A 20,091-nucleotide genomic window follows, 5' to 3' on the forward strand; every position below is an offset into this window, starting at 1 on the left:
CAAATTATAAAGGAATTATAATGGTGTCAAAAGTTAACAGTATTGACACCAAAAATTCGTTTTAGTAAAATGTATAAAGACAAGTAGATACAGATATCTACAAATTCCTGCATTAAATATTTACGTTAGGAAGTGATTATTATTATATATGGATATTGCCGTGTCAGTACAAAGAACCAGACAGATAACAATAGTTTGTATCAACAACAGCAAGAGATATTAAGCAAGTATAACAATGCTAAAATAATAAAAGAAACTTATACAGGGACTACCACAAATAGACCTAAATTTGAAAAAATTATATCTTCTTTAAAGAAGGGAGATTTACTTGTTGCGACTAAACTTGATAGGCTAGCTAGAAGTACATCAGATGGGATACAACTGATAGAGGGTTTATTTGCTAAAGAAGTTAGTGTCCATATTTTAAATATAGGTCTCCTAGAAAATACTTCAATGGGGAAATTCTTTTTAACTACATTACTTGCAGTTGCAGAACTTGAAAGAAATATGATAATAGAACGAACTCAGTTGGGAAAAGAATTTGCTAGAAAGAAAAAAGATTTTAAGGATGGTAGACCAAAGAAATATAGTAATCAGCAGATACAATACGCATTGGGATTATTAAATTCTAAGCCTTATAGAGAGGTTGTGAAGATGACTGGTATCTCTAAAAGCACACTTATTCGTGCGAAGAAATCAATTTAATGAGATTTTACTTATAAAAAATTAGAGGTATAAATAAATTGGATTATTTGAATATATTTATGCCTCTAATTAATTTTATTTACAGATGTTAAATTATAGTAATGTATAATTACTATAGACTTTTGATGAGAAAATGACAATAAAAGAATTTATACAGAGAACAAAAAATTGATGCTTTATGTATTGAATCAAATTTAATATAAAAAGAGATATGTCTTAAAACAAGCTTATTTTAAGACATATCTCTTTTTATGTTAAATTTTTTAAACATTGTAAAAAAAATATCAAAAACATATTGACTCTATAGTTACTATAGAGTTTATAATTAAAACTATAAAAAAGCAAAATAAGTGTCAGATTTTTAGAAATTATAACAAATATAAAAGTATACTTAAAAAGTTTGTATTAATTAAAGCTGAATTGGTGAAATTTGGCAGGGAAAACGTTGTATAAATAGGTCAAAATAGGAGGAATTAAAATGAGTAATAATATTAATCAAGATTTGGAGACAAAAATAATACATTGGGGACATAGTGCAGATCCAACAACAGGTGCATTAGCTACTCCAATATGTCAAACAGCAACATTTGCTGCAAAGACAGTAGAGCATTTTGAAGAGTTATGTATGACATGGGGGTATGTATATACAAGAGAGTGTAATCCGACACTTACAGAGCTAGAGGCTAAATTAGCTATGCTTGAAAATGCAGAAAGTGCTATTTCTAGTACATCAGGTATGGGAGCAATAACATCTACTATATTAGCATTAGTAAAAAGTGGAGACCATATAGTTAGTTCTGATGGAATATTCTCACATACTAAATTATTTATGTCTGAGTTGTTAGCCAAATTTGGCGTTGAAGTTACATTTGTAGATGCAGTAAACCCACAAAATGTAAAAGATGCAATGAAATCAAATACTAAGATAGTTTATATAGAAAGTCCATTAAATCCATCATTAGATTTAGTAGATATAAAAACAATAGCAGAAATTGCTCACGAAAATAAGAGTTTAGCTATTGTTGACAGCACTTTTGGTACTCCAATTATACAAAGACCAATAGACTTAGGTGCAGACTTAGTAATACATAGTCTTACTAAGTTTATAAATGGACATGGAGATACTTTAGGGGGAGCAGTAGCAGGTTCAAAGGAATTAATAGATTTAGTTAGATGGCCAAGTTTATGTTGTTTTACAGGAGCATCTTTACCACCAATGAGTGCATGGATGATTTTAAGAGGTATGAAAACGTTAGACATGAGAATGAAAAAACACTGTGAAAATGGATTGGCAGTAGCAGAGTTTTTAGAGCAAGAAGAAAATGTAGAACTGGTAAAATATCCAGCACTAAAAACTCATCCTCAGTATGAACTTTGTAAAACTCAAATGAATGGTTTAGGTGGAGGAGTAGTTTCATTTAAACTTAAAGATGGAATAAATGGATTAACAAGAGACCAAGCTAGTAGAAAATTAATGAACTCTTTAGAACTTGCAACAATAGCAACAAGCTTAGGAGAAGAACATACATTAGTTCAAATGAATGGAGAAAATCTAATAAGAATAGCAGTAGGACTAGAGTCTGCAAATGATATAATAAATGACTTTAAACAAGCTATAGAAAAATTAAAATAAAGTTATGTAAATAAAACTAGAAAATTAAAATCTTAAGGAGACAAAATCATGGAAAACAAAAGTAATGTTAAGAGATTTTTGGTAATATTCATATTGGCATTTGGGACAACAGCTATGTATAGTTTACCATATATGAAGTCATCATTTTATGATCCAATGCAACAAGCATTAGCATTGAGTCATACGCAAATAGGGAACTTATTGAGTTTATATGGATTAGTAGGAATGGTATCTTATTTTATAGGTGGATGGTTTGCTGATAGATTTTCAGTTAGAAAACTGATAACTTTTTCTTTAATTGCTTCAGGAGCATTAGGGTTTTACTTCTCAACATTTCCATCATACAACATGATTCTTTTAATATTTGTATTATGGGGATTTACAACAATATTAACATTCTTCTCAGCTTCTGTTAAGGTTGTTAGAATGCAAGGTAGTGAATCAGAGCAAGGAAGAATATTTGGATTTTATGAAGGTTTATCAGGGGTATCAGGTACATTAATTTCTTTTATAGGTCTTTACTTCTTTGGAAAGTTTGCTGAAATAACTATTGGATTTAAATATGTAGTATGGTTATATTCTGCAGCATCTATAATATGTGGTATACTTTTATTCTTCTTAGTAGAAGAAAAGAAAGATACTGGAGCATCAGATGAAGGATTAAGCATTAAATCATTACTAAAAGTAGTTACAATGCCAAAAGCTTGGCTGATTGGTCTTATAATATTTTCAACTTACTTAGTATTTTCAAGTTTAACTTATTTAAGCCCATACTTATCAGAAGTTTATGTAATGCCAATGACTTTAGTTTCAGCTTTATCAATAATTAGAACTTATGTTATAAAAATGGGAGCATCTCCCATTGCAGGTGTTATAACAGATAAAGTTGGTTCATCTATAAGAGTAATGTTTGTAGGATTTATATTAATGACAATAAGTACAGCAGCTTACTTAGTAATCCCTAAGAGTGCAGCACTTATATGGATAGCTGTAATAAATATGATAATACTAAGTGTAATCTTATTTGGATTTAGAGGTATATACTTTGCATCTGTTTCAGAGTCTAATATATCTTTAGAAACTACAGGAGCAGTAGTTGGATTCGCTTCATTTATAGGATTTTCTCCAGATGCATTTTACTATACAGTTGCAGGTAACTGGTTAGATAAATATGGACAAACAGGATATACGTATATATTTATTCTATCTGTAGTGTGTGCAGTCATAGGTATATTTGCCACTTATGCTTTAAATAAAATAAATAAAAAAGAAAATAAAAACTTGAATAATAAAATCGCTTAAATACTTATAATTATTTATATAACTCTACCTATTTTTTTAAAATGGGTAGAGTTGTTCATGTTTAAAATAATAATAGTTTTAGTTTAGAGATTTCATGATTATAAAATAAATTTATAACATGTGGTATAAAGTAAGTTTAATTAAAAAATAACAGTAACTATTTAAATATTAAAATAGAAAATTAAGACAATAATAAGAATATGGGGAGTAGATATGTTAGCATTATGGGAAAATGGAATTATAATTATATTTGCATTTCTATTGTTAGGGATAGGCTATTATTTTTCTAGAAATGTAAAAGATATGGAAAGTTATTACCTAGGAAATCGAAGTTTACCATGGTCTTTGATAGTAGGTACTTTGGTTGCCTCTTGGTATGGTGGAGTTGGTACAGTTGGCAGTGTAGAGTATGCAGCTATATATGGGATATCTGCATGGGCAGTATGGTCAATAGCTGCACATATTGGAAGAATGCCTTTAGCATTGTGGGTTGGACCAAGAATTCATATAAGAACTAATATAACAGTTCCTGATTTATTAGAAAGTTTTTATGGAAAGCAAGTTGCTATAATTGGAGCAGTTTTAATGTTTATATATTGTGCACAACTTGGAGAAATAACAGCTATGGGAACTATAGGTAATGTAGCTTGGGGAATTGATAAACAGCTAATAGGGTTTATAATGGTAGTGGTAGTAGTTATATTGACAGTTCTTGGTGGTCTTATGGGAGTTGCCATTACAGATATGGTATTGTTTTTCTGCATGGTATTTGGTCTAACTATGGTTATGCCAGGTCAATTTGACCAAATAGGTGGTTTTCAAGGTCTTACAGAAGCACTTAAAGATGCACCTCAGTTAATGCATCCTACAAAAGGTATGTCAGCAATGAAAGCATTGATGTTAATAGTATATTCATTTGGAGCTTATTCAGACCCAACGTTTTACCAAAGATTTTCAGCAGCAGATTCTCCAAAAGTTGGGAGAAGAGCTTTATTGACTTGTTTTTCTCTATGGATATGTTTTGACATGGTATTAACTATGACAGGTCTTATAGTTAGAGCCACTTATCCAGAAATGGCTCCAGCAGCTGGGTATATAACTTTAGTTTTAAATACATTGCCAGAAGGTATAAGAGTTATATTTATAATCGGAATTTTAGGTTCAATAATATCAACACTAGATAGTTATTATCTAGCAGCAGGAGCTACCTTAGCAAATGATATATATGGAAGAATTACTAAAAAAGAATTATCTCAAAAGCAATTAGTTAAATTTACTAGAATAGGTGTATGTTTAGCGGCAGTTATGGGACTTAGTGTGGCGTTTAGATTTGAAAATGTATATGATGCATGTATATTTGTAGGAAGTATTTGGATGGGTTCAGCATTTGTACCTATAGTAGGAGGTCTTCTTGGTAATGGAAGAAGAACATCTATGGGTGGTATTTTGGGAATGATTGTAGGCGGAGTAACTTTTGGTTATTTTAAAATGTTTCCAGTTCAAAGTTTTGAATTAGAACCTCTTGTTATAGCCATCCCTCTTTCATTTATTGCATGGACAATAGGAAATAGAATAGGTAAAAATTTAAATACACAAAATAATCTATAAAAAAGGAGTAGTTATTATGTCTAAATTGGTATCTAAAGTAAAAAAAGATTTGGAAATAAAATGGCTTGGTATAGATGGTTTTTTAGTACTATTATACTTTTTAATAACAGGATTTATATTTTATGGTATAGTAACTAGAAATGATATTATAGTTGGAAAGATAATCCCATATGGAGTCATGATAGCAGTAGTTATAATATTTTTTGATTATCTATATAGAGTATTTAAAATGACAGGAAAAAAAGAGGAAAGGGAATGATTTTATGGATATAAGAGCATTGCCTATAAAAATTACAAAAGATGAAGCTATAGATATAGCAAAAAGTGGAAATAATTCATTACTAAGTAGACTGATATTAAAAAATAAAGAAGTTCATGAAGTTAGACTTCATTATATAGAGTTTAAAGTCGTTACACTTAAAATTCATCAAAATAAATCTATTTTCATGAAAAAAAAACAAACTGGTAATACAAATGAATTAAATATTTTAGTAAATGGTTCTACGGGTGCTGGCAGTATAGTACAAGAACTACCAGTGTCTGAAATTGTAAAAAATGTAGATAATGACATCATACAATATAGTGATAAGGATGAAAGGAGAGTAAAATCAAAGGCAAATAAAATGGCTATAAGATTAAGTCACAGGTTTATGGGGGGTATACCAGAGATAGAGATAGTTAAAATTAAAAGTATCTTTAGACCATACTGGGTAGTATTCTTTGGAAAAGTGGAATTAAATACAAGAGTAAGTTACTTGCCAATTGAAGCAGATGGTTTTGTTATAGGAATGTAGGATATTTTATATAAATATATTTTACACTTATTGTATAATACATATTGAGAGAAGATATAATAGCTAGTTATATACAAGTATCTTTTATACTAGATAACCTAATTTATGATAAGTGAGTTTAAGGTGTATAGGTTATAATTATGGAGGAAATTAATTCTTATGATAAACTATAAATATACAGGATTTTATATAGAAAAGCCAGTAGGAAATAATGTATTTTCATATGAAGAGAGAAAAAATAAGAGTATATATGTTCCAAAACTAATAAGTGGAACATTGGATGATGTGAAATTAGGAAACAAAGTCGTATTTAATGAAATTGATGAAAATAAAGAGATAAAAGCAACAGGATTGGAAAATATGGTCGAATATGTCCTGGGAAATAAAAGAATATATGTTTTTGATAATCATAACCATGCATTTTATTTTTGGATAAAATCTATGATGGCAAATGAATTCACAAGAGGATGTAAACTAGTACATGTAGATCAACATAAGGATACTAGAGAGCCTAAAAACTACAATGTAGATATAAATAATCTGGAGGACGTATTTAGGTATACAAATGAGGTTTTAAATGTAGGAAGTTTTATAAAACCAGCATTAAAACATAATATATTTTCAGAATTAATAATAATAGATAGCTCATATGGCTTTGATTTAGATATAGAGCCAGAGTTTGTTCTTGACATAGATTTAGATATATTTTCAGAGGATATGGACTATATACCATTTGATTTTAAACTAGAAAAGATAAAAAATCTAATTAAAAAGGCTAAAGTTGTAACAATTGCTACAAGTCCTTACTTTATAAACCAAGAGTATGCTATAAAAGTATTAAAAGAATTGTTTAATTATGATATAATGTAAGAGTTAACTTTAAATAGAATATGGTATAATCAAAAAGAAGAAACTTCCAATCTAACTAAAAGATTTTATACTATAAAAAAACTAAAAAAATATAGATATACTTAGGAGGAAAAAAGTATGAGTTTATATACTGAATGGAGAAATTTAAGTGATAACCACGAAAGTCAAGAAACAGAGGTAAAATTCTGGGAAGAATATTTAAAAGTTGAAGCTGGAATATACAATGAAATATTAAATAGTAAAATGGATGTTGTTGAAGGTAAAGTAAGTGAATTAGCTGAGAAATTTGGAACTACTAATGAATTTTTCATGGGATTCATAGATGGAATAAGTGAAAGTTTAAAAGAAGATATAGTTTTAGAAGATGTAGAAGCTGATAAAGAAGTTTCTATAAAAATAGATTGGGAAAAATTATATAACAATATGGTAACTGTCGAGGCTCATTGGCTATATAATTTACAAGGTTGGGAAGAAATATTACCAGCAGACCAAAGAAAAGAAATAATAAAAGCATACAAAAAATCTAAAACAGTAGTTAAAGAAGCAAAAATAGGAAGAAATGATTCATGCCCATGTGGAAGTGGTAAAAAATATAAGAAATGTTGTGGAAAGTAAGGTAATCTTATGTTTATTTTAAGATTTGCAGATGATGATGACAATTTATCAGTTAAAGATTTTACATCTTTAACTGATTTAAAAAAATATATTAGTGAAAATAGTATAGATAAAACATGGCATCAAATTGAAGAAGTTAAGAAAGTAATACCTAACCTAAAAGAGGAATAAAATTAAGTAACATTAAAAAGAATATTAAAAAATAGTTGTCAATAGTTGTCTATAAGGACAACTATTTCTATTTTTAGATATAAATATAAAATATACAGGGGGTATAAATATGAAATTTATTGATTTGCATTGTGATACTATAGCAAAATTAATGGAGAATGTAGAAACAAGTGAACTTAAAACTAACAAATATTCTGTTGATATAGACAGGCTGAAAAAAGGGGATTCATTGGCTCAAACATTTGCTCTTTTTGTTGATACTGAAGAAGTAAAACATCCTTTTGATTACTGTATGAGTATGGCAGATAAATTTCATAAAGAAATGAAAAAAAATAGTGATGTAATAGCTCTAGCTACTAACTATGAAGAAATTATGAAAAATCAATCAGAGAATAAGCTTACAGCGCTTTTATCTATAGAGGAAGGAGCAGTGCTTGAAGGTAGAATAGAAAACTTAAAGAAGTTTTATGATTTAGGCGTTAGAATGATGACAATAAGTTGGAATCATGTGAATGAGTTAAGCTTTCCTCATAATAATATAGAGTATAGAGAAAAAGGTCTTACAGATTTTGGTAGAGAAGTTGTACATAAGATGAATGAGCTAGGTATGCTAGTTGATGTTTCTCATATTTCAGATGGTGGATTTTATGAAATTGCAAAAATATCCTCTAAACCAATAATAGCTACACATTCAAATTCAAGAGCAATGATGAATCATACTAGAAACTTAACTGATGATATGATTAAAGTGTTGGCTAATAAAGGTGGGGTTACAGGAATTAACTTCTTCCACTTATTTTTAGGCGATAAAAGCGAAAGTAAGCTTGAAGATATGGTTAGACATATAAAACATATTGTAAATGTTGGAGGAATTGATGTTGTAGCTCTAGGCTCAGATTTCGATGGAATAGATTCAAAAGTTGAGATTGAGGATATATCTCAAATGGGTAAATTATACGAGCCTCTAAAAAAAGAAGGATTTAGTGAAGATGAAATAGAAAAAATATACTATAAAAACGCTTTAAGAGTAATAAAAGAAGTGTTATAAGAAATGTTTTTTTGACATTAGGAAACAAAGTTTTATATCGAACATAGTATAAACTAAGATAAAAATTTATTGGAGGTTTAACTATGAAGGTAGGAGACATTGTAGCTAGAAAGTCACATAACAAAGATATTGTATTTAAAATAGTCTCTTTTGGTGTAGATGAAAATAATGAAAAAATAGCTATACTAAAAGGAATTGCATTTAGAGTAATAGCAGATGCTTATATTGATGACCTTGAATTAGTAAAAGCACCTGATATAAAAGATATATTAATAGATAAAAATGTAGAAAATTTATTATATAAGTCAGTAAGAAAGGCTAAAGAGAGACAGAAAAAGATGACAAGGGCAGTTCCAAAACTTCAATTAAATTCTAACACATATGGAATGCCTGGAAAAGTATTACAAATAGATGGAGATAAAGAGTATTTAAAAATTTGTTTGGATGTATATGCTCAACTTGGAATACCTGCAGTAGGAGTAGCAGTTTCAGAGCAAAACCAGCATAAAGAAGTAAGAGCATTACTAGAAAAATATAATCCGGATATACTAGTAATTACAGGACATGATGCAATGACAGTAAAAAGAGGGGATATAGAAGATATGAATAACTATAGAAACTCTTTAAATTTTATGAAAACAGTTAGAGAAGCACGTAAATGGCAACCAAATTTGGATAATCTTGTAATATTTGCAGGAGCATGTCAGTCAAATTATGAAAAAATAATAAGTGCAGGAGCGAATTATGCAAGTTCCCCTGGTAGAATAATGATACATGCTTTAGACCCTGTTTTTGTAGTAGAAAAAATTGCATGTTCAAGAATTGATGTAGTAGTACCTATTGATGAGGTTATAGAGCAGACTATCACAGGTGTTAAGGGTATTGGTGGCTCTGAAACAAGAGGGAAATTTAGATGGGCAATGCCAAAAACAATATTGCACTAACAAAAATTAACATAATTATACTGTATATATTCAAAAATAGTATTGACATTTTTGCAAAAAATATATAAAATAATTAGTTTAAACGTTTGACAAAAATGTTTATATGTGATATTATGTAAACATATAAACGTTAAAGAAGGTGATATTGTGGCTACTGTTCAAACTCTAGATAAGATAAGAGTAAGCTTAGAAAGACATATAGGAAAGAAAATATTGTTGAAAGCTAATAAAGGAAGAAAGCAGATTATTACAAAAGAGGGTATACTAGAAAAAGTTTATCCAAGCGTGTTTGTTATAAAATTAGATGATGAAAGTAATGGATATCCTAGGGTATCTTATAGTTACTCAGATTTATTAACATCTAATGTAAAGTTGCAAGTTTTTAGAGATCAAGATAAATTACAAATAAGTTAAAATTATACCTATTAAAAATAGGTGTAATTTTTTTTTTGTTCCTTAAATATAAATATAGTGTGATATTTTTATAATACTTAAGGAGGTAAACTATGGAATTAATTAAAGATGTAATTAAAATTGACAATAGAATAGACTTTGGGAAATTTCAAACATTTATTGAGGCGGAAGCAGTAGTGCCAGACAAGAAGCTAGATGTATATGAGATTGTAAAGACTGAGGGTTACATATCACTTAAAAAAATTGAGATAGCAGATGGAAAGATACTTTGTAGAGGAAGTTTTAATTACAACGTAATTTACATCGCAGACGATAAAAATACTGTTTCTAATGTAGATGGAAAAGTAGATATAAACGAAGTAATAGAAAAAGATAATGTTATGCAAGATATGGAATACATGTTATTTTCAGAGGTAGAGCATATGGACTGCACTATAATGAATGAGAGAAAGATTAAAGTAGGAGCTCTTATGAATATAAGAGGAAGTTTATTTGAAAAACAGAGATTAGATATTGTAAAGGATGTAGCTCAAGTAGAAGGCATACAAAAGCATAGAAAGGAAATTTGTTTTCAAGATATAGTGGGAATAGAAAAAGCAGAAAGTTCTATAAGAGACACTATAACTATAAATACAGAAGAAATTCAATCTATAATAAGCTTAAATCCTTGTGTTAAAGTAAAAGAAAGTAGAGTAACTGATAATAAGGTTATTATTGGTGGAGTATTAGAAATAAATCCATTGGCTTGTACATATGAGGGTGAACTTGTAGAGTTAGATAGAGTGGGTATAGAGTTCACTCAGTTTGTAGAAGTTCCTGGAGTGAGTGATGGTATGACAGAGGAAGTATTATTGTCCATGTCAGACTTTAATCATATTTTTAAACAAAATAGTGAAAGTAATACAGGTCTATTAGAAATAGATTGTATGGCTTGTTGCAAGGTAAAAGTTACAGATGAAGTAACAAGAGAGGTATTACAAGATGCATACTCTCCTCAAAAGATAATAAAATTTGACCATAAACCTATTCAATTAAATAAGACTTTAAGAAATAGTGAAGAAACATTTATGGTTAGAGAAGGAATAAGAAATGATAATGATGATATACAAATAAAAGATATTGTAAGTGTTTGTCCAACTATGTCTATAGAAAATAGCTACATTGAAGGAAATAAAAGTATTATACAAGGGATTATAAAAGTTGAAATTTTATTTATTCCAGTTGAAGGGCTAAAATTAGTTTATAAAATTAGTGAAGAAATTCCATTTGAGCATGATATAGAGATGGATAACTTAACTGATACAGCATCAGTGTTTAATACAGCATGTATTGATAAAATTGAGGTTGATTTGAATAGAGACCAAATAGATTTGGTTATAAAAATCAAAAGATTTACTGAAGCATTAGATAAAAAGGCAGAAAGCTTTATTGTTAAAGGTGAAGATCAAGGTGTGTATGATTTATCTAAAGCCCCAAGTATAATTGTATATATATGTAAAGAAGGAGATACTTTCTGGAATATTGCAAAAAAATACAATACAACAGAAAATGAAATTGCAGAACTCAATGATATAAAACTTGACGAAGCAATTAAGCCTGGCAAGTGTCTTATTTTAGAAAAAAAAGTCGTATTAGTAGATTAATATTAAAAAATTTAAAGTAATTAAGTATAATAGGGTATTATAATACCCTATTATTTTATTTTTTGTAGTATAATATTATTGTTAGTGATGCATTATTCTTTAAACAAGGAGGATAGAATGGATTTTATAAAACTAAAGAGCAGGGCAAAAATAAATTTATCCATTGATGTCTTAGGAAAAAGGCAAGACGGTTATCATTTTGTTGAAATGATAATGCAAACGATAGATTTATACGATATAGTAAAAATAAAGGGATTAGATAAAGATGAAATAGAGATAAAAAGCACTAGTTTAGATATCCCTTTAGATGAAGATAATATTGTTTATAAAGCTGCCAAAATACTTAAGAATAGATTTAATATAAAAAAAGGCGTAGAAGTATTCATAGAAAAAAATATTCCTGTAGCAGCAGGTATGGCTGGAGGAAGTTCCAATGCCGCCGCAGTATTAGTAGGATTAAATGAATTATGGAAACTTGAGTTATCTGAAGATGAATTAAAAGACATCGGATTTAACTTGGGAGCAGATGTTCCATTTTGTATATCAGGAAGGCCTGCTTTAGCTCAAGGTGTTGGAGAAAAACTAACAGATATTAAAGGTTTACCATGTGATATAAGTATTTTAATATGTAAACCAGAATTATTTGTTTCTACAAAAGAAGTTTATCAAGGGTTAGATTTGAATAATATTAAAAAAAGACCTAATAATAAATATTTGATGGAGTGTTTAAATTCAGAAGACATAAAAGCGGTATCAGAAAATATGGTAAATGTTCTTGAAAATGTTACTATAAGTAAATATGAAGAGATAAATAATATAAAGCAAGTTATGATGAAAAATAATGCTTTAGGTTCTATGATGAGTGGAAGTGGTCCTACAGTTTTTGGATTATTTGAAAGTAAAGAAGATGCTCTAATTGGAAAAAAAGAATTATTAAAAAAATATAAACAGGTATATGTTGTTAACAGCAGTCAAAAAGGGGTTGAAATTTGTGGAGAATTTAACTAAACTGAACTTGGATAATTACAAGCCATTAAGAGATGTAGTCTTCGAAAATTTAAGAGAGGCAATCTTAGAAGGGAAATTAAAGCCTGGTCAAAGGCTGATGGAAGTACAACTAGCAGAACAATTAGGAGTAAGTAGAACTCCAGTAAGAGAGGCAATAAGAAAGCTTGAATTAGAAGGTTTAGTTGTTATGTTGCCTAGAAAAGGTGCATATGTAGCAAATATGTCATTAAAGGATCTTCTAGATGTATTAGAGGTAAGAGCAAGCTTAGAAGGTCTAGCAGCGTCTCTTGCTGCTGAAAGAATTGGTGATGATGATATAAAAAAACTTAAGGATATATCAGAAGCGTTAAAAAAAAGCATTTTGGAATCAGATTTAGATGCACTATTGAAACAAGATGTAGAATTTCATGAATGTATATTTAAAGCAACAAACAATAAAAAGTTAATCCAATTGATAAACTCCTTATGGGAACAAGTGTATAGGTTTAGAGTTACTTATATGTCTGATTACGACTCATCGCTTAATATTGTTGAAGAACATAGATTTTTACTTGATGCCATAATAAAAGGTGATAGTGAGTTGTCTAAGAAATATGCTACAGAGCATATAGAAAAAGCAGAGCAATTTATGATAGATAAGGCTATGATGAATAAAGACTTATAAAATTAAAAAAACTACTTTGAAATGTTTATAAACATTTCAAAGTAGTTTTTTTATTGATATTGAAAAATATTATGAATAAATTAAATTTAAATGGACATAATTGATGATATAAATTTATCTTGAGGGGGATTTTTCAATGAGAAAAATTAAAGTTAGGTTGGGAATATTAATATTAAGTCTTATATCAGTCATATCAATAATGACGATAGTAATAAATGGTGAAGTAAAAAAAATTGATAATATATCAAAAGACTATAAAGATAAATTAATAAGATTTCATGTTATAGCAAATAGTAATACAGATGAAGATCAAGAACTTAAATTAAAAGTTAGGGATGAAGTAGTAAAATATTTACAACCAAAACTACAAAACTCAAAAAGTATAGAGGAAAGTGAAGCTATTATAAAAAAAGAATATAGTACTCTGGAAGAAATAAGTAAAAATATTATTCTTAAAAATGGATATAATTACAGTGTAAAGGTAGGTATACAATATAGTAACTTTCCTACAAAACAATATTCTAATATAGTTCTTCCAGCAGGTGAATATAAAGCATTAAAAATTATAATTGGAAAAGGTGAAGGAAAAAACTGGTGGTGTGTTATGTTTCCTCCATTATGTTTTGTTGATGAGTCTAATGGAGTTATAGACAAATCTACAGATGATAAGTTAAAAGAAGTTTTAACTGACAAGGAATATAAGCTAATAAAACAAGACACACCAAAGAAAACAAGCAGAGTAAAAATCAAGTTTAAAGTAATTGAAGTAGTAAAGGATTTAGAAGAAAAATTTTAAAAAAATAAAATTATAAGGAGTGGTTTTAATCATGGACAGGTGGAGTAAACTGATAGCTATATTACTAGCTTTAACCTATATATTTATGCCTATTAAAGAGGTATATGCAGATGAGCCAACAGAGACAGCTAAGAAAGTAAACAAACAAGAAAAAAATGTAGCAAAAAAGGAAGTAATAAATTTATCTGATAATGATTTAATGTTACTGTCTAAATTGGTTGCAGGTGAAGCTAGAGGAGAAAGCTATGAGGGACAGGTTGCTGTAGCAGCTGTAGTAATAAACAGAGTATTGGACCCTAGATTTCCAGATTCAATAGAGGAAGTTATATATCAGAAGAATGCTTTCTCAGTTGTGCTTGATGGTTCAATAAAAAAGACACCAACAGATTCAGCATGTAAAGCAGCTAAAGAAGCTCTTTATGGAACTGACCCAACAAATAAAGCAGTATATTTCTGGAACCCAGAAATAGCCACTTGCAAATGGATAAATAGACTAAATCCATATCTGAGAATAGGGAATCATGTGTTTGCAAAATAAATTTAAATTTTTGAGTACTGAGAGGAGTTGTCTTTTTCTAGAAATTATTTTCTAATTTGAGATAGCTCCTTTATTTTTTGTTTAAAATAAACTATAATAATCATTTAGGTAATAATATATTAACTGTGAATATAAAAATAAATTTTAGCGATAAATAAGATGTTGTTAAACACAAAAATGTAAAGTAGGTGTTGTATAAAAATGAGCAATAGACCAATAGGAGTTTTTGATTCGGGATTAGGCGGATTGACGGTTTTGAAAGAAATAATGAAGATATTACCAAATGAGGATATAATATATTTTGGAGATACTGCTAGAATACCATATGGTTCAAGATCTAAGGAGACTATAATTAAATATACTTTTCAAGCTATAAATTTTCTAAAAACTAAGGATGTAAAAGCTATAGTTATAGCTTGTAATACTGCTACTGCGAGAAGTTTAAAAGAGGCTCAAGAAAAATATGATATACCAATAATAGGAGTTATAGAAGCTGGTGCTAGGACAGCTGTAAGTTCCACTAAAAACAAGACTGTAGGTATAATTGGAACAGAAGGAACTATAAGTTCAAAGGCATATAATTTAGAAATATCTAAAATAGATAAAAATATAGAAATTGTTAATAAAGCATGTCCTTTATTTGTACCAATTGTTGAAGAAGGATGGGCTAATACAGAAGTAGCTAAATTAACAGCAAAGATATATCTACAAGAATTAAAAGATAAGAATATAGACTCTTTGGTATTAGGATGTACTCATTATCCTATTTTAAAGAGAACAATAGGTGAAGAGGTTGGAGAACACATAAAATTGGTTAATCCAGCTAAAGAGACAGCTAAAGATTTAAAAAAGATTTTAGAAGAACGAAACATTATAAATAGCAAAGAAGCTCATGGAATTTATCAATATTATGTATCAGACATACATGAAAAATTTTCAGATATAGCGAAAGAATTTTTAAAGAAAAAAATTGATAAAATTCAAAAAGTGGAGATACAAAAATATTAGTTTATATGAAGAAGTCTATGGAGGAAAAATCGTTGAGTGTAAAAATAAGCATAAATACTAGACAATATGATGAAAAAGGTAATATGGACACCATAGAGATGACTACTTTTGGTAAAATTTTTTATAAAAATGATGGAATATATGTTATTTACAAGGAAAAAGAAGAAAATATAGAAATAACTAATACTATAAAAATACTTAAAAATGAAGTTAGTATTAAAAAGTTTGGTTCTATTAATTCAACTATGATGTTTAAATGTGGAGAAAGCAGTACTACAAAATATGTAACCCCACAAGGTACCTTATTAATTGATATTGACACAAGAGAATTGGATATAAATATACAAGAAGGGGAACACATAAAATTGAAAATAGACTATAATATAAAGATACAAGATTTATTTTTAGGTAGAAACAAAATAGATATATACATAGATATTAAATAATAACTATAGCTATTTTCCAGAAATTTTATAAAGGTAGTGAAAAAACTACCTTTTATTTAATTTATTTGGTATTATTATATTTATATTAAACTTTAATTTCTTAAAATTGATACAAGGGTTTAGCGTTTTTTTATAGAAAGTATACTTAAAAGTGAATAAAACTAAGTGTAAGAGGGATAAATATGATATTTGATAAGGTACTAAGTACTATAAATAAACATAATTTAATACAAAAAGGCGATAAAATAGTTTTGGGTCTTTCTGGAGGACCTGATTCAGTTTGTTTATTGCATGTACTAAATAGATTAAAAAAAGATTTTAATATAGAAATATATGCAGCACATTTAAATCATCAAATAAGAGGAATAGAAGCTCAAAAAGATGCATTATATGTATCTAAGCTTTGTGAGGATATGGGAATTGTATTCTTTGTAAAGTCTATTAATGTACCAAAATATTGTGAAAATGAGGGGTTATCATTAGAAGAAGGAGCAAGGAAGCTAAGATATGAAATGTTTTATGAAATTAAGGATAAGATTAAAGCTAACAAAATAGCTATAGGCCATAATCTCAATGACCAAGCTGAGACTGTCATGATGCGTATTATGAGAGGAACAGGTCTTAAAGGGTTAAAAGGAATTGATTACATTAGAGATAACTGTATAATTAGACCAATCTTGGATGTAGAGAGAATAGATATAGAGGAATATTGTAAGGCTTATAATTTAAATCCTAGAATAGATAAAACAAATTTAGAAAACATATACACTAGAAATAAAATAAGGTTAGACCTTTTACCATATATGAAGGATAATTTTAATTCAAATGTAATAGAATCTATAGTGAGGATGAGCAATAGCTTAAAAAGTGACAACGATTATATTGAGAAAGAGGCAGAAGCTAAATTTAGAGAAGTTTCAAATATAAAAGAAAAGAGCTTTGTAGAGATAAATTTAGAAGATTTTATTTGCTTACATGATGCTATCAAAGTTAGGGTTCTTAGAAATTCTATAAAACATATACTAGGAGATACTAATTTTGTTGATCAAAAACATATAGAGGACATAATGTCTTTAGAAAGTGATTCAAAAGTAAATAAAATGATAACTCTTCCGAGAAATATATTTGTTTATAGAAAAAAAGACAGTATAATATTAACCAATGAGGAAATTATTAGTGAGGAAATTGAATTTTATTACAATATACCTAGTAATGGGTTTATAAAAATAAAAGAATTAAAACAAATTATTGAGACCCAAGTAATGAGTATAGATAGGTATAAGAGTATGAAATTAGACAATTCATCTAAAGGGTTTGATTTTAATAAGGTAAAAGGGGGTATAGTAATAAGGAGCAGAAGGCAAGGTGATAAGATAAAACTTGCTATGGGAAGTAAAAAAGTGAAGGATTTATTCATAGATTTAAAAATCCCAAGAGAAGAAAGATGTAAAATTCCTATAATCACAGATAGTGAAGGAATAATATGTGTTGGAGATTATAAAATCAGTGAGAATTATAAAATTGATGAAAGCACAAAAGAAGTATTAAAAATTAATTTTAACAAATTATAGGGCAAAGCAATGTATGAAAGGAGGGCTTCTATATTGAATAAGTTGCTAAAAGGGGCAGGTTTTTATCTACTTGTTTTTATAATTATAGTAGGTATAGTTCAATTCTCAGGTAAGCCTACAGAAAAAATAAAAGATTTAAAATTTTCCCAAGTATATAGGGAATTAACAGATGAGAATATATCAAGATTGTACTTTGTAAATCAAACTTCTGTAGAAGGTACTATAAAAGATACAAATACAAAGTTTAAATCATATGTTCCAACAGAAATAATGGGAGATAAACTTGCAGATGAAGTGTTAGATCAAGCTAAGGCTGGAAAATTAACATTTGGTGGTGAAGCTAAACCATCTACACCTTGGTTTGTTGAGATGCTACCTACATTACTGTTAATATTCTTTATGGTAATTCTTTGGTTTGTATTTATGAATCAGTCTCAAGGTGGAGGCGGAAAGGTTATGAGCTTTGGTAAGTCAAAGGCTAAGGTTCATAAGGATGATGAAAAAACTAGAGTTACGTTTAAAGATGTAGCTGGATTGGATGAAGAAAAAGAAGATTTACAAGAAGTAGTAGACTTCTTGAAGAATCCTAAGAAATATATTGAATTAGGGGCAAGGATACCAAAAGGAATGCTTATGGTAGGACCTCCTGGAACTGGTAAAACATATCTATCAAGAGCAGTTGCTGGAGAAGCAGGAGTGCCATTTTTCAGTATAAGTGGTTCTGATTTCGTTGAGATGTTTGTTGGGGTTGGGGCTTCAAGAGTAAGAGATTTATTTGAGCAAGCTAAAAAAAGCGCTCCAGCTATAATATTTATAGATGAAATCGATGCAGTTGGTAGAAAGAGAGGAGCAGGTCTTGGTGGAGGTCATGATGAAAGAGAACAAACTCTTAATCAACTTCTAGTTGAGATGGATGGATTTGGAGTAAACCAAGGTATAATAATCATGGCAGCAACAAATAGACCAGATATACTTGACCCAGCTTTACTTAGACCAGGAAGATTTGACAGACAAGTAGTTGTTGGTACACCAGATGTAAAAGGTAGAGAAGCTATATTTAAAGTTCACTCAAGAAATAAACCGCTAAATGATGATGTTAAAATGGATGTATTAGCTAGAAGAACACCAGGATTTACTCCTGCTGATATAGAAAACTTAATGAATGAAGCTGCAATACTAACAGCTAGAAAAAGAGAAAAGAAAATTAAGATGGAAACTATAGAAGAAGCTATAACAAAGGTTATAGCAGGTGTAGCTAAGAAATCGAGAGTAATAAGTGAAAAAGAAAGAAGACTTACAGCATATCATGAAGGCGGGCATGCAGTTTGTGCTCATATACTTGAGGAAGTAAGTCCTGTTCATCAAGTTACAATAGTACCAAGAGGAAGAGCAGGAGGATTTACAATGCAGCTTCCTGTTGAAGATAAGTTCTATGCTACTAAAAATGAGATGAAAGAGAACATAGTAGTTTTACTTGGAGGTAGAGTAGCAGAAGAGTTAGTGCTAAAAGATGTTTCTACAGGAGCATCAAATGACTTAGAAAGAGTTACAGCTACTGCAAGAAGTATGGTAACAAAATATGGAATGAGTTCTAAACTTGGTCCAATGTCATTTGACAGTGATGATGAAGTATTTTTAGGTAATAGTTTTTCAAGTAAGAGAAACTATTCTGAAGAGGTTGCTTTTGAGATAGACCAAGAAACAAAACGTATAGTTGATGGTGCATATGATAAGACAAGAAGTATATTACAAGAAAACATGGATAGACTGGAGTATGTAGCACAAGCCTTACTTATCTATGAAACCTTAGATGCAGATCAATTTATAAAAGCATTTAATAAAGAATTACCATTAAATGATATTGAAAATGCAATTACTGAGGAAAATTCTCCTAAAGAAAATGAAGAGCAATTAACTATAAATCTAGAAAAAGATAGAGAAGAAAGAAACAATGTTGTTGATATAAATAAAAATCAAGAAAATAAATCTGATGAAGATAAATAATTTTAAAATATTGATTATTTTAAGAGTATTATCTATTAAGGATTAAATATTAAGACTGAAAGTATAATGTTAAATTGATAAACAAAGTATATTTGCATATATCAATCTAATTAATACTTTCAGTTTTTTTTGTGATTTTAGCAAAGATTAGGCAAAATATTAAGCTATGGGAATTAATGGTATGGGTATATAAGTTTACTTATGATAATATATTAAAAAGGAATTTTAAAATTACTAGTATTAAAAATATATTAATAATGTATAATTACTTATTAGAAGAAAAGAAGTCATGAAATCATATCATATTAG

Annotated in this window: 21 protein-coding genes; all 21 read left to right on the top strand. The window is 28.8% G+C overall.

What is annotated here, in order from left to right:
• Positions 1 to 135: 135 nt before the first annotated feature.
• The 21 genes from IC173_RS14390 to ftsH all read left to right on the top strand — a co-directional run bounded on the left by IC173_RS14390 (position 136) and on the right by ftsH (position 19,782).
• A complete protein-coding gene (locus IC173_RS14390) occupies positions 136 to 705 on the top strand; it encodes a recombinase family protein (protein ID WP_227483333.1) in 570 nt (189 codons plus the stop codon).
• Positions 706 to 1,183: 478 nt separating this feature from the next.
• On the top strand, positions 1,184 to 2,338 hold the full coding sequence (locus IC173_RS14395) for a trans-sulfuration enzyme family protein (RefSeq protein WP_227437567.1): 1,155 nt from the start codon (positions 1,184 to 1,186) through the stop codon (positions 2,336 to 2,338).
• Between the two features lie 48 nt (positions 2,339 to 2,386).
• Complete coding sequence (locus tag IC173_RS14400) at positions 2,387 to 3,640, top strand: MFS transporter (RefSeq protein WP_227437565.1); 1,254 nt, start codon at positions 2,387 to 2,389, stop codon at positions 3,638 to 3,640.
• A gap of 213 nt (positions 3,641 to 3,853) precedes the next feature.
• Entirely contained in the window at positions 3,854 to 5,248 is a 1,395-nt protein-coding gene (locus IC173_RS14405; protein WP_227437563.1) for a sodium:solute symporter family protein, read from the top strand.
• Between the two features lie 16 nt (positions 5,249 to 5,264).
• Positions 5,265 to 5,507 (top strand): hypothetical protein, encoded by a 243-nt coding sequence (locus tag IC173_RS14410; RefSeq protein WP_227437560.1) that lies wholly within the window; start codon positions 5,265 to 5,267, stop codon positions 5,505 to 5,507.
• A 4-nt stretch (positions 5,508 to 5,511) separates the two neighbouring features.
• On the top strand, positions 5,512 to 6,042 hold the full coding sequence (locus IC173_RS14415) for a hypothetical protein (RefSeq protein WP_227437558.1): 531 nt from the start codon (positions 5,512 to 5,514) through the stop codon (positions 6,040 to 6,042).
• A gap of 159 nt (positions 6,043 to 6,201) precedes the next feature.
• Positions 6,202 to 6,912: a UPF0489 family protein gene (locus IC173_RS14420; protein WP_227437556.1), complete on the top strand. Its 711-nt coding sequence runs from the start codon at positions 6,202 to 6,204 to the stop codon at positions 6,910 to 6,912.
• A 117-nt stretch (positions 6,913 to 7,029) separates the two neighbouring features.
• Entirely contained in the window at positions 7,030 to 7,527 is a 498-nt protein-coding gene (locus tag IC173_RS14425; protein WP_227437554.1) for an SEC-C metal-binding domain-containing protein, read from the top strand.
• A gap of 9 nt (positions 7,528 to 7,536) precedes the next feature.
• Positions 7,537 to 7,698 (top strand): hypothetical protein, encoded by a 162-nt coding sequence (locus tag IC173_RS14430; protein WP_227437552.1) that lies wholly within the window; start codon positions 7,537 to 7,539, stop codon positions 7,696 to 7,698.
• Positions 7,699 to 7,807: 109 nt separating this feature from the next.
• Positions 7,808 to 8,746: a dipeptidase gene (locus IC173_RS14435; RefSeq protein WP_227483273.1), complete on the top strand. Its 939-nt coding sequence runs from the start codon at positions 7,808 to 7,810 to the stop codon at positions 8,744 to 8,746.
• Positions 8,747 to 8,829: 83 nt separating this feature from the next.
• The gene (gene yabG, locus IC173_RS14440; RefSeq protein ID WP_227855754.1) at positions 8,830 to 9,690 is read left to right on the top strand and encodes a sporulation peptidase YabG; all 861 of its coding nucleotides are present in this window, start codon (positions 8,830 to 8,832) and stop codon (positions 9,688 to 9,690) included.
• A 147-nt stretch (positions 9,691 to 9,837) separates the two neighbouring features.
• Positions 9,838 to 10,104, top strand: a complete 267-nt coding sequence (locus IC173_RS14445) for a Veg family protein (protein ID WP_009892135.1) — start codon at positions 9,838 to 9,840, stop codon at positions 10,102 to 10,104.
• A gap of 92 nt (positions 10,105 to 10,196) precedes the next feature.
• Complete coding sequence (locus tag IC173_RS14450; protein ID WP_227437546.1) at positions 10,197 to 11,747, top strand: DUF3794 and LysM peptidoglycan-binding domain-containing protein; 1,551 nt, start codon at positions 10,197 to 10,199, stop codon at positions 11,745 to 11,747.
• 117 nt (positions 11,748 to 11,864) lie between these two features.
• Positions 11,865 to 12,755 (top strand): 4-(cytidine 5'-diphospho)-2-C-methyl-D-erythritol kinase, encoded by an 891-nt coding sequence (gene ispE / locus IC173_RS14455; protein ID WP_227437544.1) that lies wholly within the window; start codon positions 11,865 to 11,867, stop codon positions 12,753 to 12,755.
• Positions 12,739 to 13,419: a GntR family transcriptional regulator gene (locus IC173_RS14460; RefSeq protein WP_227437541.1), complete on the top strand. Its 681-nt coding sequence runs from the start codon at positions 12,739 to 12,741 to the stop codon at positions 13,417 to 13,419. The genes ispE and IC173_RS14460 overlap by 17 nt, the downstream gene beginning before the upstream one ends.
• 136 nt (positions 13,420 to 13,555) lie before the next feature.
• The gene (spoIIR, locus tag IC173_RS14465) at positions 13,556 to 14,215 is read left to right on the top strand and encodes a stage II sporulation protein R (RefSeq protein ID WP_227855755.1); all 660 of its coding nucleotides are present in this window, start codon (positions 13,556 to 13,558) and stop codon (positions 14,213 to 14,215) included.
• Between the two features lie 31 nt (positions 14,216 to 14,246).
• Positions 14,247 to 14,753 carry a cell wall hydrolase gene (locus IC173_RS14470; protein WP_227437537.1) on the top strand — a complete coding sequence of 169 codons (507 nt, stop codon included), beginning with the start codon at positions 14,247 to 14,249 and terminating at the stop codon, positions 14,751 to 14,753.
• 201 nt (positions 14,754 to 14,954) lie between these two features.
• Positions 14,955 to 15,761, top strand: a complete 807-nt coding sequence (gene murI / locus IC173_RS14475; RefSeq protein WP_227437535.1) for a glutamate racemase — start codon at positions 14,955 to 14,957, stop codon at positions 15,759 to 15,761.
• A 17-nt stretch (positions 15,762 to 15,778) separates the two neighbouring features.
• Positions 15,779 to 16,207: a DUF1934 domain-containing protein gene (locus IC173_RS14480; RefSeq protein WP_413926791.1), complete on the top strand. Its 429-nt coding sequence runs from the start codon at positions 15,779 to 15,781 to the stop codon at positions 16,205 to 16,207.
• 182 nt (positions 16,208 to 16,389) lie between these two features.
• Positions 16,390 to 17,778, top strand: a complete 1,389-nt coding sequence (tilS, locus tag IC173_RS14485) for a tRNA lysidine(34) synthetase TilS (RefSeq protein WP_227855757.1) — start codon at positions 16,390 to 16,392, stop codon at positions 17,776 to 17,778.
• A gap of 33 nt (positions 17,779 to 17,811) precedes the next feature.
• Positions 17,812 to 19,782, top strand: coding sequence for an ATP-dependent zinc metalloprotease FtsH (ftsH, locus tag IC173_RS14490; protein ID WP_227437529.1), 1,971 nt, complete (start codon positions 17,812 to 17,814; stop codon positions 19,780 to 19,782).
• Positions 19,783 to 20,091 lie beyond the last annotated feature (309 nt).

It is taken from the genome of Clostridioides sp. ES-S-0048-02 (assembly GCF_020658495.1).
Taxonomy (GTDB): Bacteria; Bacillota; Clostridia; order Peptostreptococcales; family Peptostreptococcaceae; genus Clostridioides.